Source organism: Mycobacterium sp. 852002-30065_SCH5024008, assembly GCF_001665645.1.
In the GTDB taxonomy this organism is placed as follows: domain Bacteria; phylum Actinomycetota; class Actinomycetes; order Mycobacteriales; family Mycobacteriaceae; genus Mycobacterium; species Mycobacterium paraffinicum.
Map to the genome: position 1 here is coordinate 22,954 of NZ_LZSZ01000004.1, position 12,991 is coordinate 35,944.

The 12,991-nt window shown below is 68.7% G+C and carries 15 protein-coding genes; 6 read left to right on the plus strand and 9 right to left on the minus strand.

Going from position 1 to position 12,991, the window contains the following annotated elements:
* Positions 1 to 9: 9 nt before the first annotated feature.
* The 3 genes from A5781_RS00175 to A5781_RS00185 all read right to left on the minus strand — a co-directional run bounded on the left by A5781_RS00175 (position 10) and on the right by A5781_RS00185 (position 4,882).
* A complete protein-coding gene (locus A5781_RS00175) occupies positions 10 to 1,473 on the minus strand; it encodes a cation:proton antiporter (protein ID WP_082939162.1) in 1,464 nt (487 codons plus the stop codon).
* A gap of 191 nt (positions 1,474 to 1,664) precedes the next feature.
* Positions 1,665 to 2,858 (minus strand): class I SAM-dependent RNA methyltransferase, encoded by a 1,194-nt coding sequence (locus A5781_RS00180; protein WP_067199252.1) that lies wholly within the window; start codon positions 2,856 to 2,858, stop codon positions 1,665 to 1,667.
* A gap of 29 nt (positions 2,859 to 2,887) precedes the next feature.
* Positions 2,888 to 4,882: an APC family permease gene (locus tag A5781_RS00185; RefSeq protein ID WP_067199256.1), complete on the minus strand. Its 1,995-nt coding sequence runs from the start codon at positions 4,880 to 4,882 to the stop codon at positions 2,888 to 2,890.
* 128 nt (positions 4,883 to 5,010) lie between these two features.
* On the opposite strand from A5781_RS00185, the gene A5781_RS00190 reads away from it, so the two are divergent.
* Positions 5,011 to 5,679, plus strand: coding sequence for a TrkA family potassium uptake protein (locus tag A5781_RS00190; protein WP_156622740.1), 669 nt, complete (start codon positions 5,011 to 5,013; stop codon positions 5,677 to 5,679).
* Between the two features lie 13 nt (positions 5,680 to 5,692).
* Complete coding sequence (locus tag A5781_RS00195; protein ID WP_067199263.1) at positions 5,693 to 6,370, plus strand: TrkA family potassium uptake protein; 678 nt, start codon at positions 5,693 to 5,695, stop codon at positions 6,368 to 6,370.
* Here the strand turns inward: A5781_RS00195 and A5781_RS00200 are convergent.
* Both A5781_RS00200 and A5781_RS00205 read right to left on the minus strand, forming a co-directional pair.
* Positions 6,367 to 7,008 carry a DUF3159 domain-containing protein gene (locus tag A5781_RS00200; protein WP_067199633.1) on the minus strand — a complete coding sequence of 214 codons (642 nt, stop codon included), beginning with the start codon at positions 7,006 to 7,008 and terminating at the stop codon, positions 6,367 to 6,369. The genes A5781_RS00195 and A5781_RS00200 overlap by 4 nt on opposite strands.
* Before the next feature lie 74 nt (positions 7,009 to 7,082).
* Positions 7,083 to 7,451 carry an OB-fold nucleic acid binding domain-containing protein gene (locus A5781_RS00205; protein ID WP_067199265.1) on the minus strand — a complete coding sequence of 123 codons (369 nt, stop codon included), beginning with the start codon at positions 7,449 to 7,451 and terminating at the stop codon, positions 7,083 to 7,085.
* A gap of 137 nt (positions 7,452 to 7,588) precedes the next feature.
* Between A5781_RS00205 and A5781_RS00210 the strand changes: the two genes are divergently transcribed.
* Positions 7,589 to 8,290 carry an alpha/beta fold hydrolase gene (locus A5781_RS00210; RefSeq protein WP_067199268.1) on the plus strand — a complete coding sequence of 234 codons (702 nt, stop codon included), beginning with the start codon at positions 7,589 to 7,591 and terminating at the stop codon, positions 8,288 to 8,290.
* Positions 8,291 to 8,300: 10 nt separating this feature from the next.
* On the opposite strand, the gene A5781_RS00215 is transcribed toward A5781_RS00210, so the two are convergent.
* Both A5781_RS00215 and dut read right to left on the minus strand, forming a co-directional pair.
* Positions 8,301 to 9,053, minus strand: coding sequence for a DUF3710 domain-containing protein (locus tag A5781_RS00215; protein WP_067199270.1), 753 nt, complete (start codon positions 9,051 to 9,053; stop codon positions 8,301 to 8,303).
* A complete protein-coding gene (dut, locus tag A5781_RS00220; RefSeq protein WP_067199272.1) occupies positions 9,050 to 9,514 on the minus strand; it encodes a dUTP diphosphatase in 465 nt (154 codons plus the stop codon). Before dut ends, A5781_RS00215 begins: the two co-directional genes overlap by 4 nt.
* Before the next feature lie 25 nt (positions 9,515 to 9,539).
* On the opposite strand from dut, the gene A5781_RS00225 reads away from it, so the two are divergent.
* Positions 9,540 to 10,025 carry a DUF3093 domain-containing protein gene (locus tag A5781_RS00225; protein WP_067199274.1) on the plus strand — a complete coding sequence of 162 codons (486 nt, stop codon included), beginning with the start codon at positions 9,540 to 9,542 and terminating at the stop codon, positions 10,023 to 10,025.
* A gap of 13 nt (positions 10,026 to 10,038) precedes the next feature.
* On the opposite strand, the gene A5781_RS00230 is transcribed toward A5781_RS00225, so the two are convergent.
* Positions 10,039 to 10,341, minus strand: a complete 303-nt coding sequence (locus tag A5781_RS00230) for a DUF4193 domain-containing protein (protein ID WP_007171590.1) — start codon at positions 10,339 to 10,341, stop codon at positions 10,039 to 10,041.
* A gap of 193 nt (positions 10,342 to 10,534) precedes the next feature.
* On the opposite strand from A5781_RS00230, the gene cei reads away from it, so the two are divergent.
* A complete protein-coding gene (gene cei, locus A5781_RS00235) occupies positions 10,535 to 11,188 on the plus strand; it encodes an envelope integrity protein Cei (RefSeq protein WP_067199277.1) in 654 nt (217 codons plus the stop codon).
* An 8-nt stretch (positions 11,189 to 11,196) separates the two neighbouring features.
* Here the strand turns inward: cei and A5781_RS00240 are convergent, their stop codons facing one another.
* Positions 11,197 to 12,075, minus strand: a complete 879-nt coding sequence (locus A5781_RS00240) for an inositol monophosphatase family protein (protein WP_067199280.1) — start codon at positions 12,073 to 12,075, stop codon at positions 11,197 to 11,199.
* A 103-nt stretch (positions 12,076 to 12,178) separates the two neighbouring features.
* On the opposite strand from A5781_RS00240, the gene ppgK reads away from it, so the two are divergent.
* Positions 12,179 to 12,988 (plus strand): polyphosphate--glucose phosphotransferase, encoded by an 810-nt coding sequence (gene ppgK / locus A5781_RS00245; protein WP_067199281.1) that lies wholly within the window; start codon positions 12,179 to 12,181, stop codon positions 12,986 to 12,988.
* Positions 12,989 to 12,991: the final 3 nt, after the last annotated feature.

Here is a 12,991-nt window from a genome sequence, read left to right on the forward strand (position 1 = left end):
GCAGCAGGCCTACGAGGGTCTGAAGAGCTCGGCCAGGGTGTCGCGAAGTTCGGGATCCGCGAGGACGACGACCTCGTCACCGGCCTGAAGCTCGGTGTCGCCCCGCACCGGCACCAGGCCGGTGGTGCGGACCACGATGCTCACCCAGATGTCGCCGACACGGTCACTGAGCCCCTCCACCGTGCACCCCTCGGCGGCAGAGCCCGGGGCAACGCTGAATCGATGGACCCCCTCCGGTTCGTCCGCGAGCCGCACACCTATCTCCCATGGCTGGGTCTCCACGGTGCGCATGGGCAGTTCCAACAGTTTTGCGACGCCGGGCACCGAGCTGCCTTGCACCAGAACCGAGAAGATCACGACGACGACCACGATGCCGTAGAGGCGTTCGGCGTTGGGAATGTGTGCGGCGCGCAGCAACTCGCCGAGCAGAATCGGCACCGCCCCTTTGAGGCCGGCGAACAGGATGAAGACGCGTTCGTTTCGCTTCAGGTGCACGCCAACCAGGCATGCGCTCACGGCCAGCGGGCGGATCAGCGCCGTCAGGGCAATTCCGAGGACGATCCCGGGAATCCACACGTCGGGGTGGGTAAGGACGCCGAGGTCGACGGTCAAACCCAGCACGGCGAAAGCGACGATTTCGGCTAGACCGGCCAGGGCGGCGTGGAATCGCTTGATCTCCGGCTTGTAGGGCGCGCGCGCGTCGCCGATCACGATGCCGGCGACGAATACCGCCAGAAATCCCGATCCGTGTGCAAGCGTGGCGATGCCGTACAGCATCAGGATGGATGCCAGCGTTCGTAACGGGTAGAGGCCTTCGCTCGGCAGCGCCACGCGGCGCATGAAGACGAGCAAGGCGCGGCCGCCGATCACCCCGACGGCCAGGCCGATCGCCATCTGCAGAGCGAATTGAGTTCCGACGGCGGCGAATCCGGCTGCGCTGAGGCCGCCGGCGGCGATCAGGCTGGACATCAACGAGATGCCCACCGGATCGTTGGCGCCGGACTCGCCCTCCAAGATGGTGCTGCTGCGGCCTCTGATCTCGCGTTTGCCCAGGACAGAGAACACCACGGCCGGATCGGTGGGAGCTATGGCGGTTGCGACGAGCACCGCGGGGAACCAGCTCACTCCGCCTGCGTAGTGCAGCACCAAGGCGGCACCGGCGGCGGTGAGGGCGGTGCCCACGACGCCGACCGACAGGATAGGAGCCACCGCCGCGCGGAAACGAGAAGGCCCGATATGCATTCCGCCGTCGAACAGCACCAGCACCAGCGCGATGGTGATTACCTGTTGCACGATCCGCTCGGACGGTGGTTGCACCGCGGGCACGGAGTGCACCACCGCTGCCGTTCCGACGAGCACGAGCAGTGGAACGGGGACCTTGACCCGCTCCGTCAGACGGTTCGCCAAGACAGCGACCAGCCCGACCGCACTGGAGAACAAGATGATGAGCGCGAACCGAAGACCATCGTTCACGATCGCGGCACCCGGAGACGCGACGGCGATTTGTCGGTAGGCACTCGTGCCTTTCGGTTGGTCGACAGGGACATCGAGGACATCGCCGACCAGACTTCCCGGCACACCGCGATGGAGTCTAGCCGCTTTCGGGGCACCCCACCCGCAGAGTCATTGCGATTACTCGTGTCTCGTCGGCTCTGGCGGCGCCCCTAAGCGCGCGTCAGCAGCGCGACGCATTCGGTGTGATGGGTCAGCGGGAACGCGTCGAACACCTTGATCTTCTCGACGGCATAGCTGTGGCCGAGGTAGAGCCCGATATCGCGGGCGAAAGATGCGGCCTCGCAACCGATGTGCACTATCCGCGGGACACCGGCGGCGGCCAGCAGATCGACGATTTCGCGCCCGGCCCCCGCGCGTGGCGGATCCAGCACCGCCACATCGGCGCCGGATCGTTGCGCGTTGAGCACCCGCCGCACCGAGTCGGTGACGACCTGCACCTGCGGCAGGTCGCCCAGTGCGGCCCGGGCGGCGCGCGTGGCCGCGCGCGAGGTGTCCACGCTCAGCACCCGACCGGTCTCCCCGACCGCGGCGCCGAGCGCCGCGGCGAAAACGCCGGCGCCGCCGTACAGATCCCAGGCGGTCGTGCCGGTGCCGGGCTGCGCCCAGTCGGCGACCAGGCGGCTGTACACCGTCGCCGCGCCGCGGTGCGCCTGCCAGAAGGCCGTCACCGGGATCTGCCAGCTGCGGGCGTCGACCCGCTGCACCGCCTCGTAGCTGCCCTCGACGACCTTGGTCGCGGTCTTCCTGCCCTGCCGCAGCGTGCGCACCACGTGGCGCGCACCGTCGTCGTCCACGACTACGTGCAGCTGGGCGGTCGGCGGCCATTCGGATTCGGCGATCCCGTCGAGCATGCCGGCCGGCAACTGCGCGCAGCGCAGGTCAGTCACCAGCTCGTCGCTGTGATACCGGTGAAACCCGGCGCGGCGGTCGGCGCCCACGTCGAGCCGGACCCGGGTGCGCCAACCCGTCGGCCCGGAGTCCGACAGCGGTTCCGCCTCGCCGTTCCAGCGGTGTCCGCCCAGCCGCTCCAGCTGATTGGCCACCACTTGCGCCTTGATCGCGCGGGCCGCCTCCGGGGCGGCGAACGCCAAGTCGCAGCACCCGGCACCGTCCACCCCGGCGATGGGGCAAAGCGACTCGACGCGGTCGGCCGACGGCTCGAGCACCTCGACAACCTCGGCGTGCCAATAAGATCCGCGGTCGGCGGTGACCCGGACCCGCACCCGCTCACCCGGTAACGCGTAGCGGACGAACACCACACGCCCCTCGTGGTGCGCCACGCAGCTGCCGCCGTTGGCCGGGGCGCCGGTGACCAATGTGAGCTCCTCGTGCGGCGGCAGCACCGCGCCGGGTGCGCGGGGGGATTCGGGGGTCAATCGAAGATTCCCCGACGAGTGTCCCCCGGGGCCACGTGGTGCTGCAGCGTCTGCAGCCGTTCCGACGAAGTCAGTTGCCACGGAACAGAAGTCACCATGACGTTCGGCATGAACAACAACCGGCCCTTGAGCCGCAGCGCGCTTTGGTTGTGCAGCGCCTGCTCCCACCAACGGCCCACCACGTACTCGGGAATGAAGACGGTGACCACGGTGCGCGGCGATTCCTTGCTGACCCGCTTGACGTAATCCAGTATGGGGCGGGTGATTTCGCGGTACGGCGAGGCGATGACCTTCAGCGGCACACTGATGTCGCTTTCCTCCCACTGGTGCACCAACTCGCGGGTTTCCCCGTCGTCCACGCTGACGGTGAGCGCCTCGAGCGCATCGGGGCGGGTCGCTCGGGCGTAGGCCAGCGCGCGCAGCGTGGGCAGATGCAGTTTGGACACCAGCACCAGAGCGTGATTGCGGCTGGGCAACACCACGTCGTGCTGGGCGGCGGCCTGCTCCTCCAGTTCCCGGGTGACGGTGCCGTAGTGCCGGTGGATCATCTTCATCATTCCGAACAGCAAACCCATGGCGAAAAGCGCGATCCATGCGCCGGCGACGAACTTCGTCACCAGGACGACCAACAAAACCGCGCCGGTGGAGAGCAATCCGACCGTATTGACGACCCGGGAGCGCACCATCTTGCGCCGCGCACGCGGGTCGGTCTCGGTGCGCAGCAATCGAGTCCAGTGCCGCACCATCCCGATCTGGCTCAGGGTGAACGAAATGAACACCCCGACGATGTACAGCTGGATCAGGGCGGTGACCTCGGCGCGGAACGCGATGATCGCCAGCAGCGCCGCCCCGGACAGGAACAGGATCCCGTTGGAGAACGCCAACCGGTCCCCGCGGGTGTGCAGCTGGCGCGGCAGGTAACTGTGCTGCGCCAGCACCGAGCCGAGCACCGGGAACCCGTTGAACGCGGTGTTGGCCGCCAGCACCAGGATGAGCGCGGTCACCGTGGCGATCAGCAGGAAGCCGATGTGGAAGCTGCCGAACACCGTTTCCGCCAGTTGGGTGACCAGGGTCTTCTGGTAGTAGCCCGGCGGGGCGCCGGCCAGTTGCGTGGCGGGATCCTCGACCAGCTGAACGCGGATCTGCTGGGCCAACACGATGATGCCCATCAGCAGGGCCACCGCGATCCCCCCCAGCATCAGCAGCGTCGTCGCCGCGTTGCGTGACTTGGGCTTCTCGAAAGCCGGAACGCCGTTGCTGATGGCCTCCACACCGGTCAGCGCCGCGCAGCCCGAGGAGAAGGACCTCGCCACCAGGAATGCCAGCGCGAAGCCCACGACCTGGCCGTGCTCGGCGTGCATCTGGAAGCCGGCCGACTCCGCACGCAGCGGGTTGCCCAGCACGAAGATCCGGAACAGGCCCCAGCCGATCATGATGAAGACGCCGACGATGAACGCATAGGTCGGAATGGCGAACGCGACCCCGGACTCCCGGATTCCGCGCAGGTTCAACGCCATCACCAGCAGGATGGCCGCCACGCAGAACCACACCTTGTGCTGGGCCACCAGCGGGATTGCGGAGCCGATGTTAGACATCGCCGACGCCGTTGAAACGGCAACGGTGAGAACGTAATCCACCATCAGGGCGCTGGCGACCACCAGGCCGGCGGTGTCACCGAGGTTGGTGGTGACCACCTCGAAGTCGCCCCCGCCCGACGGGTAGGCGTGCACGTTCTGCCGGTAGCTGGCCACCACGACCAGCATCACCGCGGCCACGGCCAGCCCGATCCAGGGCGTCAACGCGTACGCGGACAGGCCGGCCACCGAGAGCATCAGGAAGACCTCTTCGGGTGCGTACGCCACCGACGACAAAGCGTCGGAGGCGAACACCGGCAAGGCGATCCGCTTGGGCAGCAGGGTGTGACTCAGCCGGTCGCTGCGAAACGGCCGGCCAATTAGCAACCGACGCGCTGCGGTTGAAAGTTTGGACACGAGAGCCAAGAGTAAGCCCACAAGGGTTTGGCGGTAGCTTCGTAGGCGAGAATGTTTGCCGACCCGAAATCGGCTGGCCGACGTGGGTTGCCGATCGGGGGGCAGGACGCAGCCGAGAGGATCGGAAAGTGCGAGTAGTGGTGATGGGCTGCGGCCGCGTCGGTTCCTCAGTGGCCGACGGGTTATCGCGGATCGGCCACGACGTCGCGGTCATCGACCGCGACAGCACCGCCTTCAACCGGCTCAGCCCCGAGTACGCCGGGGAGCGGGTGTTGGGGCAGGGGTTTGACCGGGACGTACTGCTGCGGGCCGGCATCGAGGAGGCCGACGCGTTCGCCGCCGTGTCATCCGGGGATAACTCGAACATCATCTCGGCGCGGCTGGCCCGGGAGACCTTCGGCGTCAAGCGCGTCGTCGCCCGGATCTACGACGCCAAGCGCGCCGAGGTCTACGAACGCCTCGGCATCCCGACTATCGCCACCGTGCCCTGGACCACCGACCGCCTGCTCAACGCGCTGCTGCGCGACACCGAGACCGCGAAATGGCGGGACCCGACCGGCACCGTGGCCGTCGCCGAGGTCGTCCTGCACGAGGAGTGGATCGGGCACCGGGTGACCGATCTCGAGCAGGCCACCGGCGCCCGCGTCGCGTTTCTGATCCGGTTCGGTGCCGGCGTCTTGCCGGAACCGAAAACGGTCATCCAGGCCGGCGATCAGGTCTACGTCGCCGCGATCTCCGGCCGCGCCGCCGAGGCTATCGCCATCGCGGCCATGCCACCCAGTGAAGACCTCGGTTAAGGAGACGGCGGATATGAAGGTAGCTGTCGCCGGGGCCGGCGCCGTCGGCCGCTCCGTCAGTCGCGAACTCATCGGCAACGGCCACGACGTGACGCTCATCGAGCGCAATCCCGATCACGTCGACGTCGACGCCATCCCCGCCGCCCACTGGCGTCTCGGCGATGCCTGCGAGCTGAGCCTGCTGGAATCGGTGCATCTGCAGGACTTCGACGTGGTGGTGGCCGCGACCGGCGACGACAAGGCCAACGTCGTGCTCAGCTTGCTGGCCAAGACCGAATTCGCGGTGCCGCGGGTCGTGGCCCGGGTCAACGATCCCCGCAACGAGTGGTTGTTCACCGACGCCTGGGGCGTGGATGTGGCGGTGTCCACGCCGCGCATGCTCGCGTCGCTCATCGAAGAGGCCGTCGCCGTCGGTGATCTGGTGCGGCTCATGGAATTCCGTCGCGGCCAGGCCAACCTCGTCGAGATCACACTGCCCGACGACACGCCCTGGGGCGGCAAGCCGGTGCGCCGCCTGCAACTGCCCCGGGACGCCTCGCTGGTGACGATCCTGCGCGGCCCGCGGGTGATCGTGCCCGAGGCGGACGAGCCGCTGGAGGGCGGCGACGAGCTGCTCTTCGTCGCGGTCGCGGAGGTCGAAGAGGACCTGCGCAAGCTCCTGCTGCCGGACGGCCCGCCGCTCGACAGCTAGTCGCGGACGGGGTCGGCGTCGATCTGGACGCCGGTGTCACCGACCGCCGGCAGGGCACGCTGCACGGCTTTGATCGCCGCGTATGTCGCCAGCGCGGCCGCCACGGTCAGTGGCCACCCCATCGCGATCCGCGCAACCGCCAGCCAACCGGTCTGGTCGGCGTCATAGAGCAGGCCCTGGACGACGAACCGGGCGGCGAACACCAGCACCCAGCAGACCGAGGCGATGTCGAACGCGTAGACGGCCCGGGGCACGTCGCGCCATTCGCGACCACGCCCGCCGGCCCAGCTCCACGCGTAGCCGACCAGAGGCCGTCGGATGACGACCGACGCGGCGAACACCACCGCCCACACCAACGACATCCAGATGCCCAGCAGGAAGTAGCCCTTCGACTCCCCCACGATGTAGGCGATGAGCGCGCAGATGGCGACGCCGAAGAACCCGGAGAATGCCGGTTGCGGGGATTCGCGGCGGATCAACCGCCATACCAACACCAGCGCGGCGACGGCCAGCGCGGACCCGACCGCCACGAGCAAACCGGACACGCTCGAAGCAATGACGAAGATCACAACGGGCAGCGACGAATAGATGACACCGCTGACGCCGCCCACCTGCCCCAGCAGACGTTCCGGTGTGATGCGGCTGGCGGTCGCGGGTTCGGGCGAGCCCGACTCATGCGGTCCCGGACTCGACCCCCAATCGGCGGGTCGAGTCACCGCTGAATTTCGTAGTGCGGGTTGTAGATGGCCTTGGTGCCGTTCTCCAGCTTGCCCAGCCGGCCCCGCACGCGCAGCTTGCGGCCCGAGTCGATGCCGGGTATCCGGCGCTGGCCCAACCAGACCAAAGTGACGGTGTCGCTGCCGTCGAACAGCTCGGCGCGGACACCGCCCGGACAGGCCTTGCCGTTACATTCCACGCTGCGCAGCGTGCCGACCATGGTGACCTCTTGGCCACGCTCGCAATCGATGACTCGTTGCGCGCCGGTGAGTGCGACCTCGTCGGACAACTCCTCCGAGTCGCGTTGCTCCGGAGCCTCCGTCAAGCGGCGGGTGAGCCGGCGCAGATATCCTTGGGCCCCCATGGCCCCTCCTGACAATGCCGATAAGCCTTGGCGCTTCCATTTATGCCAACGGACACCGTAGACCTGTTGGTTCCCGCGCGCCAACCGACTCAAACGCCGCTGTTGGGCACAAATGAACGCCGGGGCAATATCAGGGGATGACTGTCGATCTGCGGGGTGTCACGACCGTCTTGCTGCCCGGCACGGGGTCCGACGACGACTACGTTCGCCGGGCTTTTTCCGGCCCGCTGCGCGAGGCCGGCGCCGTGCTGGTGACCCCGCGGCCCAACCCGGATCGGTTGATCGACGGCTACGTGTCCGCTTTGGATGCCGCCGCGCGCACGCGCCCGATCGCCGTCGGCGGCGTCTCGATCGGCGCGGCGGTGGCGCTCGCCTGGGCACTGGCCCACCCGGACAGGGCGGTCGCCGTCCTGGCCGCGCTGCCAGCGTGGGCCGGGGAACCCGAAACGGCGCCCGCGGCACTCGCGGCGCGGCATACGGCATCGCAGCTCCGTGCTGACGGACTGGAGGCGACGACCAACCAGATGCGGGCGTCCAGCCCGCCGTGGCTGGCCGACGAGCTGGCGCGGTCGTGGCGCGCCCAGTGGCCACAACTGCCCGACGCCATGGACGAAGCCGCCGGCCACGTGGCGCCCAACCACGCCGAGCTGGCCCGGCTGGGCGTGCCACTGGCTGTGGCGTCCGCCGTCGACGATCCCATCCATCCACTCCAGGTCGGTGTGGAGTGGGTTGCCGCCGCGCCGCGGGCCGCGCTGCGGACCGTGACGCTCGACCAGATCGGCTCGGACCCCGCCGCGCTGGGCGCGGCGTGCCTGGCCGCCCTCACCGAGCTGAGCTAGCGGGATTGGTTCAGCCGCCGGTGGTGGTGCGCAGCTGCTGCATGGCCGAACCGTCGACGCTGCGGCGCGCCGCCGGCTGGTTGGACCCCTCCTGCTCCGCGGCCTGTTGCGCCTCGGCCTGCTGGGCCTGCTGGGCGGCCGCGGCCTCCCGCAATTGCTGCGCCATCGGCTCGGGCAGCTGCACGGTCAACGGCGTGCGCACCGGAAGGGGTGTGTCACCGCGGCGAACCACGGTGTCCGCCAACGCCGCTCGCGCCTCCTGCTCGAGGGCTTCCATGGTCTCGTGGGAGCCGTTGATGACGCAGCGGATCATCCAGCGGTAGCCGTCGACCCCGATGAAGCGCACCGCACCGGAGGCGGAGCCGACCACCTCGCGGCCCCAGGGGCCGTCCTTGATGCTGACTTTGGCCGAGTCCTTGCGCAGGGAATCGGCGAGTTCACTGGCCACTTCCCGCCACAGGCCGCCCGTCTTCGGTGCCGCGTAGGCCGCGATGGTGAAGCGGCCGTTGGGCGTGACGACCCACACGGCGCTCGGAACGCCGGTCTCGGTCAGTTCGACCTGCAGCTGGCCCGCCTCCGGCATCGGAATGAGCACCGAGCCCAGGTCCAGGCGCGCCAGCTCCGCGACCGACGGGTCCTCGAAATCGTCGATATCGAACGGGCCCTCGAGTTCTTCGTCGAACTCGTCGTCGATCGGGTCAGCGACTGCGTCCACCGACTCGTCGCTGTCGTCGTTGCTTGAACGTCTGTTGAGTGCCATCACAAACTCGCATGTCCGCCGGAGGAACCGTGGCCACCGTCGCCACGGGATGTGTCGGCCAGGCCGGCCTCGTCGAACGACGACACCTCGACCAGCTCTAGCAGCTCGACCCGCTGCACGAGCAGCTGGGCGATGCGGTCGCCGCGGTGCACCACGATGGGCTCGGTGGGATCGAGGTTGATCAGCGCAACCTTGATCTCGCCGCGATAGCCCGCGTCGATGGTTCCCGGACTGTTGACGATCGATAGCCCCACGCGCGACGCCAGTCCCGAACGCGGGTGCACCAACCCGACCATCCCGAACGGGATCGCGACGGCCACGCCCGTGCGGACCAGGGCGCGTCGCCCGGGTTCCAGCTTGAGGTCTTCCGCGCTGTAGAGGTCCACCCCGGCGTCGCCTTGGTGAGCGCGCGTGGGCAGTGGAAGCTCGGGATCAAGACGGACGATGGCGAGACTGGTCGACACGGGGCCACAGATTACCCTTGACTGCGTGTCCGATACGCGCGTCGCGCCGCACAGTGTGCGATATCGCGAACGACTGTGGGTGCCATGGTGGTGGTGGCCGCTGGCCTTCGGGCTGGCGGGGCTGATCGCCTTCGAAGTCAACATGGGTGTCGCCCCCCGGCCTTCCTGGTTGCCGTACGCAACGCTTTTCGCGGTGGCGGCCGGCGCCCTGTTGTGGCTGGGCCGCGTCGAGATCCGGGTGACCGCCGACCCGAACGTCCCGGGCGGGGTCGAACTGTGGGCCGGCGAGGCGCACCTGCCGGTCACCGTGATCGCCCGGTCCGCCGCGGTCGCCTCGTCGGCCAAGTCCGCGGCCCTGGGCCGCCAACTCGACCCGGCGGCTTACGTGTTGCATCGGGCATGGATCGGGCCGATGATCCTGGTCGTCCTCGATGACCCGGACGACCCGACGCCGTACTGGCTGGTGAGTTGTCGCCGCCCCGAGCGGGTGCTGTCGGCATTGCGCAGCTGATCCCGAACCCCGGTCAGGCCGCGCAGTCGGTACAGATCATCAGGCCGTTCTTCTCGCTGGCCAGCCGGCTGCGGTGTTGCACCAGGAAACAGCTCGAGCAGGTGAATTCGTCGGCCTGCTTCGGAATGACGCGAACTGACAGTTCTTCCCCGGACAGATCGGCGCCGGGCAGCTCGAAAGACTCAGCGGTTTCGGATTCGTCGACGTCCACCACGGCCGAAGCCGCCTCGTTGCGCCGCGCTTTGAGCTCCTCCAGCGAGTCTTCCGAGACGTCGTCGGTCTCGGTGCGCCGTGGAGCGTCGTAGTCGGTAGGCATATTCGTTTCCCCTGCCCTATTGCCTCTTCATGCCTCGTGTCTCAGGCATCGCTTTGTACCAGCGTCGAACGCATCCACCAAATGATTCGTGCCCGGATCGCGCCCCGGTTATGTGTGATTTACGTCACACACCCATCTTCGCCCTTGCGTTCGCCTTTGAACAGTGCGTTTAGGGTGTGACTAGAGTGCACCTGTGGTCGCACAAATCACCGAGGGTACCGCCTTCGACAAGCACGGCCGGCCCTTCCGGCGGCGCAATCCGCGCCCCGCCATCGTCGTCGTCGTTTTCCTCGTGGTGGTGACGGCCGTGGTGTGGACGATCGCGCTGACCCGGCCGGCGAAGGTGCACGAGGTCGCGGCGTGCAACCCGCCGCCGAAAGGGGCCGGATCCGGGGCGCCCGCTCAGCTCGGTGAGCAGGTGTCGCGAAGCGCGATGATGGACGTCACACCCGCCAAGCTCAGCGACACCAAGGTCCGCGTGCTCAACGCCAGCGGCCGTGGCGGGCAGGCCGGTGACGTCTCAGGCGCTCTCAAAGATCTCGGGTTTGCCCAGCCGACGGCCGCTAACGATCCGCTCTATGCCGGCACGCGGCTGACCTGCCAGGGCCAGATCCGGTTCGGTACGGCGGGGCAAGCCACCGCGGCAGCGGTCTGGTTGGTGGCGCCGTGCATGGAGCTGTTCAACGACAGCCGCGCCGACGACTCAGTCGACCTGGCGTTGGGTACGGACTTCACCGCGCTGGCGCACAACGACGACATCGATGCCGTGCTGGCCACGCTGCGCCCCGGCGCCACCGAGCCGTCAGACCCCGCGCTGCTCACGAAGATTCACGCCAGCAGCTGCTGACGGCCGCGTCAATCGAGGATGGGGTCGAGGCCGTCGATTTCGTCCAGGGCGGCCAGCAGCTCGTCGGCGATTCCCGGCGCGGCGGCCAGCACCAGCCCGGCGCCCTCAATGTCGTTCGCCGGCAAGGAAACCCGCGCGCCCGCCTCAGCGGCGATCAGCGCACCGGCGGCGCAATCCCACGGCTGCAGGCCGTGCTCGTAGAACGCGTCTAGCCGGCCCGCCGCGACCATGCACAGATCCAGCGCCGCCGAGCCGATCCGGCGGACGTCGCGGACCACCGGCAGCAGCCGCGCCAACAGGGCCGCCTGCGTCGCCCGCCGCTGTCGCGAGTACCCGAAACCCGTGCCCAGCAGCGCCATCGACAAATCGTCGACCGCGGCGCACCGCAGCGGCCGCAGCCCCTGGTCGTCAATGACATGCGCGCCCAGGCCGGTCGCGGCCGAGTACACCCGGCCGGCGACGACGTCGGCGACCGCGCCCGCCACCGACACGCCATCGACTTGCACGCCGACCGACACCGCGTACGCCGGGATGTCGTAGACGAAGTTCACCGTGCCGTCGATGGGATCGAGCACCCACGTCACCGCGCCCGCGGGGGTCCCCGCCGGGTCGGCCGGGCCGCCGCCCTCCTCGCCGAGAATCGGGTCACCGGGCCGTAATTCGGCCAGCCGGTCCCGCAACAGGCGTTCGGTCTCCGTGTCGACGACGGTCACCGGATCGGTGGGGGTGCTCTTCGACCGCACCGCGCCGTTGCCCGGAAGTTGCGAGTTCGCCGGGGCCTCGCCGAAGACCTCGGCGCGGCGACGCCGCACGAACGCGGCGGCCTCCGTGGCCAGCGATTCGGCCACCGTGCGCAAGCGGGCGTGCTCGTCATCTCCTCGGGTCACCGGTCTATCGCATCACAGGCGGCACGGCCCCGCAGATACCCCGTAGGCGCACCAGCGCCGGGCTAAGGTGGGCGGACAGCCTCAGCCACGTCCAGGAGCTTCGATGACCAGCACCGACTCGACCACGGATACGCCCGGCACCGGCGCCGCCGTCGGCGCCCCACAGCGTCGGGGATTCGGCATCGACGTCGGCGGCAGCGGCATCAAGGGTGGCGTCGTCGACATGGACACCGGGCAGCTGATCGGCGAGCGGATCAAGCTGTTGACCCCGCAGCCGGCAACGCCGCCGGCGGTTGCCAAGACCATCGCCGAGGTGGTCAACGCGTTCGGCTGGACCGGTCCACTCGGGGTGACCTATCCCGGGGTCGTCACCCACGGTGTCGTCCAGACGGCTGCCAACGTCGACAATTCGTGGATCGGCAGCAACGCGCGCGACATCATCAGCGCGGAGTTGGACGGCCAGGACGTCACGGTGCTCAACGATGCGGACGCCGCGGGGCTGGCCGAGGAGCACTACGGCGCCGGCAGAAATCGGTCCGGTCTGGTCGTGTTGCTGACGTTCGGCACGGGAATCGGCTCCGCGGTCATCCACAACGGCGTCTTGATACCCAACACCGAGTTCGGCCATCTCGAGGTCGGCGGCAAGGAAGCCGAGCAGCGCGCGGCGTCGTCGGTCAAGGAGAAGAACGGTTGGAGCTTCGAAAAGTGGGCCAAGCAGGTCACCCGGGTGCTGGTGGCCATCGAGAACGCGGTGTGGCCGGACCTGTTCATCGCGGGGGGCGGCATCAGCCGCAAGGCCGACAAGTGGCTACCGCTGCTCGAAAATCGCACCCCGGTGGTGGCGGCGGCCCTGCTCAACACCGCCGGGATCGTCGGCGCGGCCATGGCCTCCACCTCCGACGTGACGCACTGATTT